General features: G+C 53.5%; 16 protein-coding genes and 4 tRNA genes. 5 read left to right on the top strand and 15 right to left on the bottom strand.

All coding sequences use genetic code 11. The features are described from left to right. Window positions 1-60 precede the first annotated feature (60 nt). Genes yigB through lptM form a run of 5 tightly spaced genes read right to left on the bottom strand, consistent with a single transcriptional unit; the run spans window position 61 to window position 3,457 of the window. Entirely contained in the window at window positions 61-777 is a 717-nt protein-coding gene (gene yigB / locus OGV98_RS18575; RefSeq protein ID WP_057102258.1) for a 5-amino-6-(5-phospho-D-ribitylamino)uracil phosphatase YigB, read from the bottom strand. After that, window positions 777-1,679, bottom strand: coding sequence for a tyrosine recombinase XerC (gene xerC / locus OGV98_RS18580; protein ID WP_003841210.1), 903 nt, complete (start codon window positions 1,677-1,679; stop codon window positions 777-779). Before xerC ends, yigB begins: the two co-directional genes overlap by 1 nt. Next, entirely contained in the window at window positions 1,676-2,383 is a 708-nt protein-coding gene (locus OGV98_RS18585; protein WP_048234251.1) for a DUF484 domain-containing protein, read from the bottom strand. The genes xerC and OGV98_RS18585 overlap by 4 nt, the downstream gene beginning before the upstream one ends. Further along, entirely contained in the window at window positions 2,380-3,204 is an 825-nt protein-coding gene (gene dapF / locus OGV98_RS18590; protein WP_003841207.1) for a diaminopimelate epimerase, read from the bottom strand. Before dapF ends, OGV98_RS18585 begins: the two co-directional genes overlap by 4 nt. A gap of 49 nt (window positions 3,205-3,253) precedes the next feature. After that, on the bottom strand, window positions 3,254-3,457 hold the full coding sequence (gene lptM, locus OGV98_RS18595; protein ID WP_003017937.1) for an LPS translocon maturation chaperone LptM: 204 nt from the start codon (window positions 3,455-3,457) through the stop codon (window positions 3,254-3,256). Window positions 3,458-3,595: 138 nt separating this feature from the next. Between lptM and cyaY the strand changes: the two genes are divergently transcribed. After that, window positions 3,596-3,916, top strand: coding sequence for an iron donor protein CyaY (cyaY, locus tag OGV98_RS18600; protein ID WP_003017943.1), 321 nt, complete (start codon window positions 3,596-3,598; stop codon window positions 3,914-3,916). Window positions 3,917-4,010: 94 nt separating this feature from the next. Here cyaY and cyaA read toward each other — a convergent pair whose 3' ends face one another. After that, complete coding sequence (cyaA, locus tag OGV98_RS18605) at window positions 4,011-6,557, bottom strand: class I adenylate cyclase (protein WP_286551910.1); 2,547 nt, start codon at window positions 6,555-6,557, stop codon at window positions 4,011-4,013. A gap of 390 nt (window positions 6,558-6,947) precedes the next feature. Between cyaA and hemC the strand changes: the two genes are divergently transcribed. Genes hemC through hemY form a run of 4 tightly spaced genes read left to right on the top strand, consistent with a single transcriptional unit; the run spans window position 6,948 to window position 11,025 of the window. After that, complete coding sequence (gene hemC / locus OGV98_RS18610) at window positions 6,948-7,889, top strand: hydroxymethylbilane synthase (RefSeq protein ID WP_003841203.1); 942 nt, start codon at window positions 6,948-6,950, stop codon at window positions 7,887-7,889. Continuing rightward, complete coding sequence (gene hemD, locus OGV98_RS18615; RefSeq protein ID WP_044714757.1) at window positions 7,886-8,626, top strand: uroporphyrinogen-III synthase; 741 nt, start codon at window positions 7,886-7,888, stop codon at window positions 8,624-8,626. The genes hemC and hemD overlap by 4 nt, the downstream gene beginning before the upstream one ends. A gap of 21 nt (window positions 8,627-8,647) precedes the next feature. Next, window positions 8,648-9,823 carry a uroporphyrinogen-III C-methyltransferase gene (gene hemX, locus OGV98_RS18620; protein WP_003017955.1) on the top strand — a complete coding sequence of 392 codons (1,176 nt, stop codon included), beginning with the start codon at window positions 8,648-8,650 and terminating at the stop codon, window positions 9,821-9,823. A gap of 2 nt (window positions 9,824-9,825) precedes the next feature. Beyond that, complete coding sequence (gene hemY, locus OGV98_RS18625; protein ID WP_003017958.1) at window positions 9,826-11,025, top strand: protoheme IX biogenesis protein HemY; 1,200 nt, start codon at window positions 9,826-9,828, stop codon at window positions 11,023-11,025. A 455-nt stretch (window positions 11,026-11,480) separates the two neighbouring features. Here hemY and OGV98_RS18630 read toward each other — a convergent pair. The 9 genes from OGV98_RS18630 to wzxE all read right to left on the bottom strand — a co-directional run bounded on the left by OGV98_RS18630 (window position 11,481) and on the right by wzxE (window position 18,097). Further along, window positions 11,481-11,557, bottom strand: a tRNA-Pro gene (locus tag OGV98_RS18630). Window positions 11,558-11,598: 41 nt separating this feature from the next. After that, window positions 11,599-11,684: transfer RNA gene (locus OGV98_RS18635), tRNA-Leu, on the bottom strand. A 20-nt stretch (window positions 11,685-11,704) separates the two neighbouring features. Further along, window positions 11,705-11,780 (bottom strand) — tRNA-His (locus OGV98_RS18640). Window positions 11,781-11,836: 56 nt separating this feature from the next. After that, window positions 11,837-11,913, bottom strand: a tRNA-Arg gene (locus OGV98_RS18645). A 102-nt stretch (window positions 11,914-12,015) separates the two neighbouring features. Then, window positions 12,016-13,401 (bottom strand): bifunctional threonine/serine APC transporter ThrP, encoded by a 1,386-nt coding sequence (gene thrP, locus OGV98_RS18650; protein WP_003017961.1) that lies wholly within the window; start codon window positions 13,399-13,401, stop codon window positions 12,016-12,018. 277 nt (window positions 13,402-13,678) lie between these two features. Beyond that, on the bottom strand, window positions 13,679-14,419 hold the full coding sequence (wecG, locus tag OGV98_RS18655; protein WP_003844623.1) for a lipopolysaccharide N-acetylmannosaminouronosyltransferase: 741 nt from the start codon (window positions 14,417-14,419) through the stop codon (window positions 13,679-13,681). Beyond that, a complete protein-coding gene (gene wzyE / locus OGV98_RS18660) occupies window positions 14,419-15,774 on the bottom strand; it encodes an ECA oligosaccharide polymerase (RefSeq protein ID WP_003017967.1) in 1,356 nt (451 codons plus the stop codon). The genes wecG and wzyE overlap by 1 nt, the downstream gene beginning before the upstream one ends. After that, the gene (locus OGV98_RS18665) at window positions 15,771-16,850 is read right to left on the bottom strand and encodes a TDP-N-acetylfucosamine:lipid II N-acetylfucosaminyltransferase (protein WP_202580891.1); all 1,080 of its coding nucleotides are present in this window, start codon (window positions 16,848-16,850) and stop codon (window positions 15,771-15,773) included. The genes wzyE and OGV98_RS18665 overlap by 4 nt, the downstream gene beginning before the upstream one ends. Beyond that, window positions 16,847-18,097 carry a lipid III flippase WzxE gene (wzxE, locus tag OGV98_RS18670; protein ID WP_202580892.1) on the bottom strand — a complete coding sequence of 417 codons (1,251 nt, stop codon included), beginning with the start codon at window positions 18,095-18,097 and terminating at the stop codon, window positions 16,847-16,849. The genes OGV98_RS18665 and wzxE overlap by 4 nt, the downstream gene beginning before the upstream one ends.

The following is an 18,097-nucleotide window of genomic DNA, read 5'->3' on the forward strand; positions in this document are numbered from 1 at the left end:
ACCGCCGGAATCAACAGGGCCCAGCCGGACCCCTGGGAATTTATACAGAGTTGTTGGTGATTATATCAGCGAGGTCAGAGATGCCAACTGTGAAATTTCGATATGCGGCAGCAAACGGCTGTCAGCGGTGTGCATCAGGTCGGCATTTTCCGGTTTGATCCAGCAGGCCTGCATACCACAACGGATAGCGCCCGCGACGTCTGTCGTCAGGTCATCACCCACATGCAGGATCTCACCTACAGGCATTTTCAGTTTTTCCGCCGCCAGCGTGTACATGTCGCTGAACGGTTTTGATCGTCCGTCGGGACCGGCGCGCAGCACAAACTCAAAGTAATCACCCAGGCCAAACAGTTCCGGCTGCGCGTTACCGTTGGTGATCGCCACCAGCGGCCATTTGCGAGCCAGCGCTTTCAGCGTGTCATGCGTCGTCTGTGGGACTTCAATGCGGCTACGCCATTTGGCAAAATTCATCATCGCCGCATTCGCCCCCATTCTGGCTTCTGCCGCTGACAAACCCGCCTCCAGCATAGCGCGTTCTACGGCCCGGTGACGCCATTGGGTAACATCGTGATAGATTTCCGGCTCGGCGTCGCGAACGGCCTGACGTAAGCGCTGGAGGTCGCTATTTTGCAGCGAACTCAACGCCGGATGGTAATTCTGTACAAACGCGAGCGCTTCCTGCTCGGTGCGTGTGATAACGGGACGGTTATCGTAAAGGGTGTCATCAAGGTCAAAGGTGAGCGCAGAAATGCGCCCCAAAGGCCGGTAAAAACGCATTATTTCCCCCGTTTGGCGCGCGGATGCGCCGCATCGTACACTGAAGCCAGGTGTTGAAAATCAAGATGGGTATAGATTTGAGTTGTGGAGAGATTGGCATGACCCAATAACTCCTGCACTCCGCGCAGATCGCCGCTCGACTCCAGCATATGCGTCGCAAAGGAGTGGCGTAATTTGTGGGGATGTACGTGGCTGTTCAGCCCCTGCTTGATACCCCATTCAGCAAAGCGTTTCTGCACGTTACGCGCCGAGATGCGTTTGCCCAGTTTGGACAGAAATAGCGCATCGTCATCGCAGCCAAAGAGTCCGCGCAGATCCAGCCAGTGCTCAATCCACGCCACCGCATTGCGGCCAATCGGCAGGCGACGCTCTTTACTGCCCTTACCCATCACCCACACTTCGCCGGTGTCGAGATCGAGATGTTTAATATCCAGCCCAACCAGTTCAGATAAACGCAGACCCGCGCCGTACATCACTTCCAGCATCGCTCTATCGCGCACGGCAAGGGGGTCGTTGAGATCGATATCCAGCAAACGATTAACGTCGTCGACATCGATATTTTTAGGCAGATGACGCGGTGCTTTCGGCGCGGAAACGCTTTTTGCCGGATTGGCTTTCAGTTCGCCCTGATTAACCAGCCAGTCGAAGAAACTGCGTAACGCGGAGAGACGCAGCGCCAGACTCGCCGGCCCCAATCCTTTACGACGGCTGCGAACAGCAAAACTGCGGACCATGAGCGCATCACATTGTTGCCAGCTTTGCAGACCGGTCTCTCCAGCTAACGCAATGATGGCATCAAGCTGACGCTGATAATTAAGCAAGGTGATCGGGCTAAGCTGACGCTCAACGCCCAGATAGCGCAAAAAGCGCGCCACATCCTGAGAAAGGGGTGAATCGGTCATACGCGTTCAATCCAGCGCTCCAGCAGCTCCGGCAACATCAGCGAGATTTCCTGCAGCAATTGCGTGCCTTGCCCCTGCTGGTAATGATTAACATCACGACTGCTAAACAGCATCACGCCAAGGGATCCATCCTGCCCGAGCATCGACATCGCGACTGAGCCTATGGCTTTCGCCTCCGGCATCATGACCAGCAATTCAGGACCATTGAGCGGCCCAAGATAGTGCTGCGACTGGCCCAAACGCTGGATACGCAACGGTTCAAAAGCCTGACGGCTTAATGCCAGATGGGTGAATTTTGAGGGCGCGCCTAGTCGCCAGCGATCCGGGAACAGACGAACCGTCGCTCCTGCCAGCCCTAACTCACGCGCCCAGCGATGCAAGCGCATCAGCATGTCGTCAAGGCTGCTGGCCGCCACCAGACGTCCTTGCAGATTTAACAGACGATAGAACAGGCTTTCATTGGCGTTGGCCTGTTCCATCAACAGCGCCATGTTCTCTTCCAGCACGTTAATATGATTACGCGCCCGCGCCATATGCCATTCCACTAAAGAGACCGTGCCCCGCACTGGGTGCGGAACTCGCATCGCTTCAACAGCCTGGGCATTACGGATAAAAAACTCAGGATTACGTTGCAGATAATCGACGACCGCCCGATCGTCGAGCTCCATGAGCGTTTCCTGTAGTTCTTCCCCTGGTTGCTTCATAAGTGAATAAATCCGTCGTAGACATGTGCCGCCGGGCCAGTCATATACAGCGGATGACCCGGACCTTTCCAAGCGATATCAAGTCGACCGCCCGGTAATTCCACCCTCACTTCTTCTGCCAGCAGCCCCTGCTGGATACCGACTGCAACGGCGGCGCATGCACCACTGCCGCAGGCCTGCGTTTCACCCGCGCCGCGCTCATAGACGCGCAGTCGGATATGCTCGCGTTTTACCACCTGCATAAATCCGATGTTGGCGCGTTCAGGGAAGCGTTCATGGCTTTCCAGAACCGGTCCCAGTGTTTCTACCGTGGCCGTATCAACATCATCAACCTGAATCACGCAGTGCGGGTTCCCCATTGAAACCACGCCGCACAATACTGTCTGTTCGGCCACGCGCATAATATAGGTCTTCTCTGCTTTATTAGCGCGAAAAGGAACCTGCGAGGGTTCAAAATTGGGTTCGCCCATATTCACCCGCACCAGCTCGTCGTCGGTTACGGTTAATACCATACGACCATTCGCGGTACTGACGCGAATATCGCGCTTATTGGTCAGCCCTTTCAGGCGAACAAAACGGGCAAAACAGCGGGCGCCATTGCCGCACTGTGACACTTCACTGCCGTCGGCATTAAAAATACGGTAGTGGAAATCCAGCTCCGGATCATACGGAGGTTCAACCACCAGCAGTTGATCAAATCCAACGCCGAGATGTCTGTCGGCCAGGCGGCGGATCAGCTCTGGTGAGAAAAAGACATTCTGCGTTACCGCGTCGACGACCATAAAATCGTTGCCAAGGCCATGCATTTTAGAGAATTGCATCATTCACTCCGTTCACGCGGGTACAGAAATGTAAAATCTATTCCTGCCGTTAGTAATTCACCTGAGAAGGCCCATCACTAATCCCACGATCGTTTTTCTCAGGCGTGGTGGATTGCGATTGCGGCTGAACGCTCTTGGTCGGAGGCGGCGCGGTTTTATCAGCTGGCGGGAAATAGAGCGGGCCTTTTAGCCCACAGCCCGTCAGGCTGAACAGAGTAAAAATGACAGCGAGTGGCTTTAACACGTTTTTCATTATTGATTGCCTGTAAAGTTCATGCTTTCTGTTTTCTATCATCGCAGGAGAAGGCGTAAAAGCAAGAGTTTGGCTAAAAACTGCATCGCGATTTATTCCACGTTATACTGCGGGCATCACGAAAAATAGGATAAGAAAATGAACGACAGTGAATTTCATCGCCTTGCTGACACCCTGTGGATGACCATTGAAGAACGTCTGGATGACTGGGATGGCGACAGCGATATTGATTGTGAGATCAACGGCGGCGTTCTGACCATCAGTTTCGAAAACGGCAGCAAAATTATCATTAACCGCCAGGAGCCGCTGCACCAGGTATGGCTGGCGACCAAACAGGGCGGCTACCACTTTGACCTGAAAGGCGACGAGTGGATCTGCGACCGAAGCGGCGAAACGTTCTGGGATCTGCTGGAACAGGCGGCAACGCAGCAGGCGGGTGAAGAGGTGAGCTTCCACTAAGTGTGATTGCCGGATGCGCTTCGCTTATCCGGCCTGGGTATCTCGCGCATTTGGAGGCCGGATAAGGTGTTTACACCGCCATCCGGCACTATGCTTAAGAGAAATACTGCTGCAACTGCGGCGCGTCGTTGTCCTGATTAACGGGCGGAACAGCGCTAATCGGCTGGGTGCGGAACGGAATCACCTGCGCGCGCCCGTCGGTTTTCACAATCTGATAGAACTGCGGCAGGTTAAAGTTGATGAAGCTGGAGCCGTAGGTAAAACGATCGTGCGACGATGAGTAGAAACGGCTGACGTCGCGTACCAGTTCCTCTTTACTACCTTCGCAGTGGTGATACACCTCAGCCCGATTGCTTTCGTCCAGAATGTAGATATTAAAGCCCTGCTCATCACCCGTTTCTTCGAAAAAGAACTGAATAATCCCTTCACTGGCAAAACCGTCTACCACCGACGGCAGTTTCACATGGTTGGTCTCAACCTGGACGGAAAGCCCGTGCAGTTTGTTATGTGAAATCGCGCCATAGAATTCAATCGCGTTTTCCAGCTTCTGCACCGAGACGTTCAGACGTTCGAAGAACAGCCCCCACGTCTGGCCGGAAACACGCAGCGCTTTGAAGCGTCCGGTTTCCTGACGGGTGCTGGACAGACGTAATTCGATGCACTCAGACACCAGTTGCTGAACGCGGGTGCGAATTAAACCGCGCAGATGCTGGCTATAGCAGAAGACCTCGACGCTATCTGGCGGCGCGGCATCCTGGTGCATTTTGCCCAGAATCGTTTTTAACGCTTCAATCATCGCCTGCTCGCCGTTGAAGTGCAGCGTACGCACTTCATTCCACGAGTTGCGGTACAGCAGGTCTACACTACCCACCAGGCATTTTTGCTCTTCACCAAAACTGAAGACGTCCAGCTTACGGAAATCAAAATGCACCACCTGATTGCGAAACGCTGCCGTCGGGTCATATTCGAGGTTAACGATAATCGCCAGATGGCGAATTTCGCATGGGCTATAGAGCGCTTTCGGCGTTGGCGCAGGCAGTCGCAGAGGGAAGTGGTGCGACACGTCGGCGACCATTTCCTGCAGCTTCGGCAAATCAACAATGCCGTTGCCCTTAATAAACAAATGCGTACGCGAGGTCAGCAGGCCATTGAACCAGGCCCACGCCACCAGCTTGTTGAGATAGCGGTTATATTCCAGCGGCTGATGGCTGATGATCGAGTCCATGTTAGGCGCGCGGTTGTAGAGATACCAACCCGAACGGTTGGCACGACCCGGCGGTACATGGATAAAGGTCAGATTCGGTTCCGAGAGATCCGGAGATATCTGCGGGTTCACCAGCGTGACCTTACCCGGCAACGCTTCAAACGCAGCATACAGCTTACGGGTCAGCACACCGATATCCTGCGGACTGGCGCTGACGCTGAGGTTATTGCGCCGCGCAAAGCGGATCAGGTTACGATAGCTCTGCATCATCGCATCGAGCAGTTCGTTATGCGCTTCACGTACCTGGTCAATCTTCCAGTTAGCGCGGTTATCCAGCATGGTCAGACGGGTGTCATCCCAGCCCCACTCTTTCACTAACTGACTTAATACTTCACGACGCCAGCCCACGCAGGCGCGCTCACGGCTCAGTTTCTCGCACACTTTTAAGTAGAAACATCGACGTACTAAATCCAGGCGCGTCGGATCTTCGATCGCCGTGAGGTACTCGGTAACGCGCTCCAGCATCATGCAGTAAGGGTCGAGACCAAAAGAGACGATCTCGCCGTCATGCAAGCGCTGTTTAATGTCTTTCGCCAACAGGCGTGGGTTGGGATATTCCCAGGAATAGGCTTCCAGCAACAGCGTTTTCAGCACCGCTTTGTACGGGGAGTCGATACTCTTGTACAACTGCCAGAGGCTGGCGCCAAAGTACTCTTCGGCGGAAAGCGAACTGAGTCCGCCGAGATCCAGCCATTCGTTTGGCGTTAACACCCCCTGTGCGTAGAGCGTCATGACGTAATCGTCGTAGTGCTCTTCTTCGTCGCCCGGCACCATATTCCACAGAATACGTTTACCCGCGAGGCGCACAGCGGTGCGATAGAATTCATCCAGCAACAGGATATGCTGCGTCGAGCCACAGTCCTCACCACCCAGACTGCCGCTTTCATTGTGACGGAAACGGTTTTCGTCAATCAGGAAGAAACTGACTTCCACGCCCAACGAGGCCGCCCAGTTTTCCAGCAGGCTACATTTACGCTGCAGCAGTTGGCGCTCTTCGCTATCCAGCCAGGATTGATGGCAGACCCAGATATCAAGGTCAGACGAACAACTTTGCCCTACCGAAGAGGTACTGCCCATCGAGTAAACGCCGGTGATCGGCAGTTCGCCCTTCGGCGGGTCCTGCGGCGACATACCGCGGTACAGTTCCAGCTCGTTCAGGTAGTGGCGTTGGGTTTCATCAGGCGTGTAAAGGCATATGCCCTTGGGAACGTTACCATCAAGGTAACCCGGCATCAGCGGATGGTGGTAGTGCAATAATGTCGGCAGCAGACTGTATACCTGCTGGAAAGCAGGTCCCATGGCAGCAAGCGCGCGATCCACACGCAGTTGATTTATGGCATCCAGTCTCTGTTTCAGAGTCTCAATATAGAGGTACAAGACGTATCGCCTGATGTTGCATCCGTCATGGCGTCGATAGCAGCGGCGCAAACGCTCACCACCTTCGTCATCAGTCCGGATAAACCGTATGTCAAAAATAACCGTTACCTTTTTCCCCTGCACTTTTATTAGTTACAGATGAAAAAATGGTCTAAAACGTGATCAATTTAACACCTTGCTCATTGACCGTAAAGAAAGATGCGCTACATACCAGTGTAGCACCGTTCGTTACGTGTAAATTCCTTCATACGGTCGGGAGGTTTTTCTCGTCATTATTCACTGACAGTGATGATGCAGCGCCTTTCCTCTCACTTACGTTTGAGCGTAACGCTGACATCCCTTTGATAAGGATGTTAGGATGGTCAATGATTGATAATGACGGTAACAAGCATGTTAGACAATGTTTTGAGAATTGCCACACGCCAAAGCCCCCTTGCGCTCTGGCAGGCACATTATGTCAAAGACGCCTTAATGGCAAACCACCCAGGTCTGATCGTGGAACTGGTTCCTATGGTAACCCGTGGCGATGTGATCCTTGATACCCCGCTGGCGAAAGTCGGAGGGAAAGGGTTGTTTGTTAAAGAGCTGGAAGTCGCGCTGCTGGAAAAACGCGCCGATATCGCCGTGCATTCCATGAAGGATGTGCCGGTTGAATTCCCTGACGGTCTTGGACTGGTCACCATTTGCGAGCGAGAGGATCCGCGTGATGCTTTCGTCTCAAATAAGTACAACACGCTGGATGAACTCCCCGCAGGCAGTATCGTTGGGACATCCAGTTTGCGTCGCCAGTGCCAGTTGGCGAAGCGTCGCCCGGATCTCGTCATCCGTTCGCTGCGCGGCAACGTAGGCACGCGCCTCAGCAAACTGGATAACGGCGATTATGACGCCATTATTCTGGCGGTCGCTGGATTAAAACGTTTAGGTCTTGAGTCGCGAGTCCGTACCGCTCTGCCGCCGGAAGTCTCCCTGCCCGCTGTCGGACAAGGCGCAGTAGGCATAGAATGTCGACTGGATGATATGCGCACTCAGGCGCTGTTAGCGCCGCTCAACCATGAAGAGACAGCGCTACGCGTCAAAGCAGAACGCGCCATGAACACCCGCCTGGAAGGGGGATGTCAGGTACCTATTGGTAGCTATGCCGAAATCATCGACGGTGAGATTTGGCTACGTGCGCTGGTCGGCGCGCCAGACGGTTCACAGATGGTATGCGGAGAACGTCGCGGCGCCACACAGGATGCCGAACAGATGGGCATCTCTCTGGCAGAAGAACTGCTGGAGAATGGTGCGCGCGCCATTCTGGCTGAAGTTTATAACGGAGAAGCACCCGCATGAGTATTCTGGTCACCCGCCCGTCTCCCGCAGGGGAAGAGTTAGTGAGCCGTCTGCGCACACTGGGGCAGGTGGCCTGGAGTTTTCCGCTCATCGAGTTTTCACCTGGTCGGGAACTGGCAACGCTTGCTTCCCGACTGTCGGCGCTGACGGAGAACGATCTGGTCTTCGTCCTCTCGCAGCACGCCGTTACCTTTGCAGATGCCGAGCTTCAGCAGCAAGAGAAAAGCTGGCCATCCCTTCCGCGATATTTTGCCATTGGCCGTACAACGGCGCTGGCGCTGCATACTGTTAGCGGCTTCAATATTCACTACCCTCTGGATCGGGAAATTAGCGAAGTCTTGCTACAATTACCTGAATTACAAAATATTGCGGGAAAACGCGCGCTTATATTACGCGGCAACGGTGGCCGCGAGCTGATAGGTGAAACCCTGACGGCACGCGGAGCCGATGTCGATTTTTGTGAATGTTATCAACGCAGTGCAAAATATTACGATGGTGCAGAAGAAGCGATGCGCTGGCAATCCCGTGGCGTAACCACGGTGGTCGTCACTAGCGGAGAGATGCTACAACAGCTCTGGACGCTTATTCCACAGTGGTATCGTGAGCACTGGTTACTACGCTGTCGGCTGCTGGTCGTCAGTGAGCGTCTGGCGCACCTCGCCCGGGAACTGGGCTGGCAAGATATTAAGGTCGCTGATAACGCCGACAACGATGCGCTTCTACGCGCATTACAATAACTCTCATAATGGGATGCCATAATGACGGAACAAGAAAAATCCTCCGCCGTGGTTGAAGAGACCAGGGAGGCCGTGGAAACCACGTCACAGCCAGTTAATACTGAAAAAAAGAGTAAGAACAGCACGGCGCTGATTCTGAGCGCTGTGGCGATTGCTATTGCGCTGGCAGCAGGCGTTGGGCTGTACGGCTGGGGGAAACAACAGGCAACAACACAAACGGCAACCAGCGATGCGCTGGCTAACCAGCTGACGGCACTGCAAAAAGCGCAGGAAAGCCAGAAAGCTGAGCTGGAAGGTATTATTAAACAGCAGGCAACGCAGCTGGATGAAGCCACTCGCCAGCAGGCCGCGCTGGTCAAACAGCTTGATGAAGTCCAGCAAAAAGTCGCCACCATCTCCGGCAGCGATGCTGGAACATGGCTGCTGGCGCAGGCTGATTTCCTGGTGAAACTGGCTGGTCGCAAATTATGGAGCGATCAGGACGTCACTACCGCCGCGGCGCTGCTGAAAAGCGCCGATGCCAGTCTGGCAGATATGAACGACCCGAGCTTAATTACCGCGCGACGTGCGATTACTGACGATATCGCGAGCCTCTCCGCGGTGACTCAGGTCGACTATGACGGCATTATCCTGAAAGTGAATCAACTCTCTAATCAGATCGATAACCTGCGTTTGGCCGACAACGACACCGACGATTCACCGATGGACTCGGACAGCAGCGAGCTTTCCAGCTCGATTAGCGAATGGCGCGTCAATCTGCAAAAAAGCTGGCAGAACTTTATGGACAGCTTTATCACCGTGCGCCGTCGTGATGAAACTGCCGTACCGCTGCTGGCACCGAACCAGGACGTTTACTTACGTGAAAATATCCGTTCCCGCCTGTTAGTAGCTGCACAGGCCGTGCCGCGTCATCAGGAAGAGACATACCGCCAGGCGCTGGAAAATGTCTCCACATGGGTGCGTGCTTACTACGACACCGACGATGCAGCGACCAAAGCGTTCCTTGAAGAAGTAGACCAACTGAGCCAGCAAAGCATCAGTATGGATGTCCCGGAAACGCTGCAGAGTCAGGCTATTCTCGACAAGTTAATGCAGACCCGCGTACGTAATTTACTGGCGCAACCTGCCACAGCACCGGTAGCAGCAGCGCCAGCGCCTTCGACAGACGCTCCGGCAACCGCGCCGCAAGGAGAATAATGATGCTAAAAGTATTGTTGCTCTTTGTGCTGTTGATCGCCGGGATCGTCGTCGGTCCGATGATAGCCGGTCATCAGGGCTATGTGCTGATCCAGACGGATAACTACAATATCGAAACCAGCGTGACGGGCCTGGTGATCATCCTGATCGTCGCCATGGTCGTCCTGTTTGCGATTGAATGGCTGTTGCGCCGAATTTTCCGCACCGGCGCACATACCCGTGGGTGGTTTGTGGGTCGTAAACGTCGTCGCGCCCGTAAGCAGACCGAACAGGCGCTGCTCAAACTGGCAGAAGGTGACTATCAGCAGGTTGAGAAGCTGATGTCGAAAAATGCCGATCATGCAGAACAGCCAGTAGTGAATTACCTGCTGGCGGCAGAAGCGGCTCAGCAGCGCGGTGACGAAGCTCGCGCCAACCAACACCTTGAGCGTGCTGCCGAACTGGCGGGAAATGATACGATCCCGGTAGAAATCGCTCGCGTTCGCCTGCAACTGGCGCGTAATGAAAATCACGCCGCACGCCACAGCATAGACAAACTGCTGGAAGTAACGCCACGTCATCCGGAAGTGCTGCGTCTGGCTGAGCAGGCCTACATTCGCACCGGCGCATGGAGTTCCTTGCTGGATATCATCCCATCCATGGCAAAAGCGCATGTGGGTGATGACGAGCACCGCGCCATGCTGGAACAACAGGCATGGGTTGGCTTGATGGATCAGGTCCGCGCCGATCAGGGCAGCGAGGGGCTGCGTGCATGGTGGAAAAACCAGAACCGTAAAACCCGTCATCAGGTTGCTTTGCAGGTAGCAATGGCTGAACATCTGATTGAGTGTGACGATCACGATACGGCGCAGCAGGTCATCATTGATGGTTTGAAACGTCAGTACGATGACCGCCTGGTGCTACCGATCCCGCGTCTGAAAACCAATAATCCGGAACAGATAGAAAAAGTGCTGCGCCAGCAGATTAAAGCCGTGGGCGATCGCCCGTTGCTGTGGAGTACGCTGGGTCAGTCGTTAATGAAGCATGGGGAATGGCAGGAAGCCACGCTCGCCTTCCGTGCCGCTCTCAAACAGCGCCCGGATGCCTATGACTACGCCTGGCTTGCTGACGCGCTGGACAGACTGCATCAACCGGAAGAAGCCGCCACCATGCGTCGTGATGGCCTGATGTTGACGTTGCAGAACAACAATCCCCCGCAGTAACTCCTGAATGCCCGGTGGCGCTTTCGCTTACCGGGCCTACATATTTTTCATCTCGTATACACAAAATCATTCGAGAAACAGCTCGAAGGATTTTGTGTATGCATAAAAAAACGCCCACTCGGTAAGGAGCAGGCGTTAAACAGGTCTGTATGACAACATAAATGGGTGCTTCACTCAACGTTATGTCCATGGTGTTTGATGAGGCTACGCGACATCTGTCTGTGGACGATAAGCACCGTAAATGGCTCTGCATCATTCCTGAGTTTATGAGGCCAGAGGGCGAACATAAGAGATGGAATGAGCATCTACCCGCATATTATTGCACAAGGCATGCCACGATTGCACTGCAAAAACCAGGTATTCGGACTTTTTAAGACATCAGGTAATTCGCGGGAATAAAGGCTGAGAAGGGAAAATCAGAAAACAAAAAACCCCGCCGAAGCGGGGTTCAAAATTGGTCGGCGAGAGAGGATTCGAACCTCCGACCCACTGGTCCCAAACCAGTTGCGCTACCAAGCTGCGCTACTCGCCGTTTTACTGCTTTTTGAATTTTTAGTTCAATTCTTTAAGTCGTGGTGCGAGGGGGGGGACTCGAACCCCCACATCCTAAGGACACTAACACCTGAAGCTAGCGCGTCTACCAATTCCGCCACCTTCGCATTTCACAACTTTAAATTAATGGGGTGGCTAATGGGATTCGAACCCACGACAACTGGAATCACAATCCAGGGCTCTACCAACTGAGCTATAGCCACCACTGCAAATCTTTTACGCGGTATTAAAACCACCGCAGCTCTGGCACCCTACTAAATGGTGCGCCCGACAGGATTCGAACCTGAGACCTCTGCCTCCGGAGGGCAGCGCTCTATCCAGCTGAGCTACGGGCGCTTAGCGCCGTTGCGGGGCTGGATATTACGGAGGTCTCGGTCTTCTGTCTAGTGCTTTTTTAAAATAAATTATCGTTTGGTCATGGTTTGTGCGTTTTGTCGCTTATTCCCGCAATTTATGGGCTGTGCCATGACGATTCAGACCAAAAACCTTATAAATGAACGTCACGGCCAACAAGAAACCCATGCCAACAAAAAGCGACATTCGGGTATCTTCATTAAAGTACATGCCAATTAATACGCAAATCAGGAACGCCATCGTCAAATAATTCGCCCACGGGAACAGAATGGAGCGGAATGGATGACTGGCAATCGCCGCTTTATGCGCCTGACGGAAACGCAGCTGACTTATCAGGATCACAAACCACGGCACCATCCCCGGCAACACGCTGGCGCTATAGACATAAACAAACACGCGCTGCGGATTCGGAATGATGTAGTTCAGGCACGAACCAATCAGCAGGATCGCGATAGAAATGGCCACGCCGGCAACCGGTACGCCATGGCGAGAAACTTTCCCAACAGCAGCGGGGAGCTGGCGATTCTTGGCCAGCGCGTAGAGCATACGCCCACAGCTGTACATGCCGCTGTTACAGCCAGACAGCGCCGCCGTCAGGACCACAAAGTTAATAATCCCCGCCGCGGCGGTAATACCAATCTTGGCAAAGGTGAGAACAAACGGACTGCCGTTGCTGCCAATCTCGTTCCACGGGAAAATAGTGACGATAACAAAAATCGCACCAACGTAGAAAATCAGGATACGCCACAGCACTTTACCTACCGCGCTACGCAGCGTGACCTGTGGGTTCTTCGCTTCACCTGCAGTAATGCCAATCAGCTCCACGCCCTGGTAAGAAGCCACGACAATACACAATGCCGTCAGGAAGCCCTTCCAACCACCGGCAAAGAAACCGCCGTGTTCGGTCAGGTTGCCAAAGCCGATCGCCTGACCGCCATTACCAAAACCGAAGAAAATCACCCCTAACCCAATGACGATCATCACAATGATGGTGGTCACTTTGATCATGGCAAACCAGAACTCAATTTCACCATACAAGCGAACTGCGGCGAGGTTCGCCAATGCAACCAGTCCGACCGCGATCAGTGCGGGTATCCATTGCGCCATTTCTGGGAACCAGAACTGGACGTACACCCCGATGGCGGTAATCTCTGAGATCCCCACCGCCATCCACATAAACCAGTATGACCAGGCGGTGAGATAGCCAAAGAAGGGGCTCATATAACGGTGAGCGTAAACAGCGAATGAACCGGCAACCGGCTCGAGGAATAACATCTCCCCCATAGAACGCATAATGAAAAATACGAACAGCCCGGCGACGATATACGCCAGCAGAACCGAAGGTCCCGCCCATTTCAGGGTACTGGCGGCCCCCATAAACAGCCCGACGCCAATAGTGCCCCCGAGGGCAATTAATTCGATGTGACGAGCCTCCAGCCCACGCTGTAGCTCAGGTTTGTTCTCGGCCATAAATCCTCTTGTTGTGTTTGCATGCTGTCCGGTATTACCGGTTCTCGTTATGGGTACATCTTGTTATGTCATAACAGGCTATACGACACCGACCGCTTAGCAGTTGGCGTCAAAACTCCACGGCACTGAAATGATTGTTGCGAATGGTTTCCTAAAATCGCTTAAATGGCAATTAAAGCATTCAAAAAATGAATATATTGTGCGAGAAAGCAGCGATTATGTTGTGAATAAGTAGCGTAATTAGCAGATCACGCTACTTATCAGAGGAGAGAGGGCGTCAGAGGTTGCCGGTATAGTGCCAGCGTAGATAGCGTAATAAGCGAAGTTGTCGAGTAATACGGCTCGGTTGCGACAATAAGCGATACAGCCACTCCAGCCCCAGATTTTGCCAGATTTTAGGCGCACGCTTAACGTGACCGGTAAAGACGTCGTAGGTGCCACCCACGCCCATATACAGCGCGTCAGGGTGAGTCTTGCGGCAATCACGCATAAAGATCTCTTGTTTCGGCGAACCCATCGCCACCGTCACAATTTGCGCGCCGCTGGCGTGAATACGCTCAAATAACGCCTGACGCTGCTCTGAGGTAAAATAACCATCCTGGCTACCCACAATGTTCACACGCCACTGTGCACGTAGTTTTGCCTCTGTTTGCGCCAGAACTTCAGGCTTGCCACCAACCAGGAAAACAGGCGTTCCGTTTTGCCCAGCTCGCGCCATCAGCGCTTCCCAAAGGTCAGCACCGGCCACACGTGAAACCTGCGCCTGTGGGAATTTTTTGCGCACCGAACGCACCACGCTAATCCCATCCGCATATTTGAACTCCGCGGCGTTGATCAGCTCCCTCACTTCAGGATTATCTTCTGCTGTCAGCATTTTCTCAGCGTTGATAGCCACCAGCGTTCCTGACCTGAGGTGTCCTTCGGCAAACAGGTAATTCAGCGCATGTTGCATATCGCGCCAGCCAATCAGTTGTAATCCGCGCAGCGAATACAGCGGCGCAGTTATGTTATCTGTCATTACGATCCTTCAATTTGTGTCCGGGGCAGCGACTTGATTCGTTTATGGATGAGTCCTGCGCTATCGAATAGCCAAAACAGCAGTTTTGCCATCAGTAGGCAAACGCCAAAAATCACGAGGAAAAAGACCACTCGCGAGACAAACGAATCCAGCCCTTCACGTGCCAACACGATCATATTGAAAATGGCGCCAAAACAGAAACTGTGCAAAATCGCCGCCTTATAGCGATTGGTTTCTTGGTTACCTAGCTCATACAGCCAGTCGAACCACTTGATAATGAGTCCAACGACAATCGCGCCTAATGGTATAAAAAGCGCCCCGCCCATCACCACCAGTGAACCAATTAACGTCGGCGAAATCGCCAGCCCTGAGTGGTTGTTCAACACTTCCCAGGTAAAGTAGTTCGCTGAGTTGAGTACAATACTCGGCCGCCCAGGCCACAGCCAGGAAGGGATAAAGACATAGAAGTCACGGACGATCGGCGCCAGCCCCTGGAACTCAATATTGTGGTAATTCTGCAGCAACAGCGCCAGGTTCTCCCACGGCGAGAAGGTGTCGCGCGTAAGGTACAGGAACGTATAGAACGCCTCATCGCCGCTAACGCTCATTCCGTAGCGCTTCAAGGCCAGCCAGAACATCCCGACAATACCCAGCACGCCTGCGGCGACCAACATCCACAGCGAAATCCAGCCGCGAATAATGCCGATAAACAAGAAGATGGCAAACGCAATGATGATATTGGCGCGCGTCCCGCCCACAATCATATAGGTCAGCAAACCAAACGCGACGGTGCTCACCAGGAAGAACAACCACGCTTTGCTGTCCTGACGCAGGAAATAAACCACCAGCATGGCCGGAATGAAGAAGTAGAAGAAACGCTTCAGAGCGACCCCAGAGACTTCGCTGGAAAAAATCTGGCTATAGGATTGCAGTCTGAACAGCAGGAATCCGTTGTGCATAAAGAAGACGCCCACGCTCACCAGCGCAATCGCCATCAGGATAACCCAGGTCAAATGGGCTTCAACGCGATTGATAGTAAACAGCGGCCTGCGCGGCTTACCCTCTACTCGCTTACGCAATCGCGTTTTATACGTCACGTAGTAGACGGCATAGAAACAGGCTGCTGACAGCAAGGCCTGCAGCAGGATCTCCGGCGGAGCCACTGCCACATCAAAGCGGAACACCAGGATGCTGGTTAACGGGAATCCGAAGAAGAACGTCAGCAAGAACAACAATGAGAAGAAAACATTGAAGTTAAAACGTACGCGGCGGAACTCAAACCAGGTCAGCGTGGCGATAAACAAGGTGGAGAGCAGCCAGACTACCAGCAGACCGCTGAATTGCATCAGGCTCATACGGTTTCTCCTGAAGCAATGCGCAGCGCGTTATACCACGGCTGCAGATAATTCGGGCTAAAGAAGGTAATCGTGTTTTTATCTACCGATGCCAACTGGCGCTGCGCTTCACGTACGACGCCTTCATTGAGATCATCCGTGGTAAATAACACCGGAAGATTCTGTTCCACCATATCCTGCCAGAAGGGATTTTCACGGTTGAGCACGCACGGGATACCCGCCTGGATCAGCAAACACAGGGTACCGATCCCCTGCTGTCGGGCAAAAATAAAGTAACCCAAATCGCATTGCCGCAATAATGTTAGATAGGCATCAAATTCCAGCTTTTCACTTAAAATTTGCAGATTATCAGCGCTAAATAATGCCATACCGGCCTGGCGAACCTCGTCGATATAGGCCTCATTATTGGCGGGATAACCCATCGGCACAATCACGTTCACCGTGTCGCCGAACTGCTGATGGACAGCACGCAGCGCGGCAACATGCTCATTGCTGCGATCGCCAGAGTTGCCAACCAGCACCGTCATCTTGCCGCTGCGCTGACAATCATTGCTCATGTTATTGAGTGAAAGATCCATTCGCGTTGGGAAATAGAGCAACTCACCCCGTACATGCGGATGTTGCTCGGCGAAATAACGTAAATCGCCCCGTGTGGCAAACACGCAGCCCACGCGATTCTGCGCCATGCGGCGAATCGGGTAAAACAGGCGGAATTTCAGCCCACTGGAGACTTCGTATAAATCAGCACCCCAGATATGCCAGTAAAACTGCGTCGGTTTAATTCCCCCGCCCAGCAGCGCCAACCACAGGCTGGTGTTGAACTGACCGTGGAAGAAGAATCGCTGTTGGCGATTCGCTTTTGCTTTCGCGATAACTGCTTCGGCTAACGCTTTTTTCCCGCTGTAAAAACTCAGCGATAACGCCGGGCAGCTCTCACTGAATCCCGCATCCTGACCGGCAACCATAAACGTGCGCGCGTGCTCGCTCGTCGCGGCAAGCGAGTCGTTGAAAAACCGCAACACGGTTTGGTTATGGTGAGGGATATCCGATCCCAGAACGTGAATCAGTACAGTCATGCCCGCCTACGCCAGAGTAAAAACACGCCACAACAAAGTGAAAAATAGACGATGTACGTTGCCATATAAGCCTGTGCCGCTCCCAGCGCACCATGTGCAGGGATCAGCCAGTGAGCAAACATCGTCAATAACATGAACTGGCTAATTTCAGCCAAAATATAAAACCGCAGCGACGCTTTCGCGATCACCAGATACCCAAAGACATACGCCCCCACTTTCAGCACATCGCCGACCAGTTGCCAGGCAAACAGGTCGCGCATGGCGGTGAATTTTGCGGAGAAAAGCAGCCAGATTGCAAAGTCACGCAATAGCCAAACGGTAAAGCTCGCGGCGGCAACTGCTGGTAGCACGAACTTCAGCGACTTAACCACCTCGCGCGTAATGTCGCGCTTTTCAGTGAGTCGCGACAACGTCGGCAGCAAGTAAACGCTGAATGAAGCGGTAATGAATTGCAGATAAGCATCAGAGATACTGCTTACCCCCTGCCAAATCCCCACATCATCCCAACTGTACTGCGCCGCCAACAGGTTTCGCATCATTACGTATGCCACAGGCAACGTTACGGAGGTAATCAGCGCCATCAGCGTAAACTTGCTTAGCTGTCCAGCCAGACCGTTATCCCACGAGGGTTTCAGGTAATGCAGCGGAATCGCCCCACGCTTAATCAGCATAATAGCGGCGGGGATAACGACCAACGCGGGCACTAACGCCAGACCCAGCAAAGCGCCTTCATACCCTCCCAGGCGATAACAGCCATAATAAGCCACTACGCCCACCAGACTACCCACAATCAGCGACAGCGCGTTACCCGCCGCATCGCGAAAACCCTTCATCAACGCCAACAGCAGATTCGCCCAGGCAATGCCCATCTGCACCAGCGCAACCAGTCTTACCAGCCCCTGATAATGAGTATGACCAAACAATCCCTGACTGATTGGTGCGGCCGCCAGCAGAAAAATCACCGCCATCAGCGTAGAGAATCCCAGCACCATCGCGGAAGATGTACCGACGACCTTGCGGAGCCGGGTCGGATCGTCATGGTGCTGCGCAACATATTTCGTGACGCCGTTGAAAATGCCGGCCCCCGCCAGGACACCAAGCACGGTGACCATCTGGCGGAAGTTACCCGCCTGCCCCACGCCTGCCGGGCCAAACGACACCGCCAGCAGCTTCACGACCAGCAAACCCGCACCAATTTTTACCAGCGTACTGGCTGCCGTCCATAAGGACGCTTTAGCAAGCGACAT

The organism is Citrobacter sp. Cf136, assembly GCF_030333815.1.
GTDB classification, from domain to species: domain Bacteria; phylum Pseudomonadota; class Gammaproteobacteria; order Enterobacterales; family Enterobacteriaceae; genus Citrobacter; species Citrobacter freundii.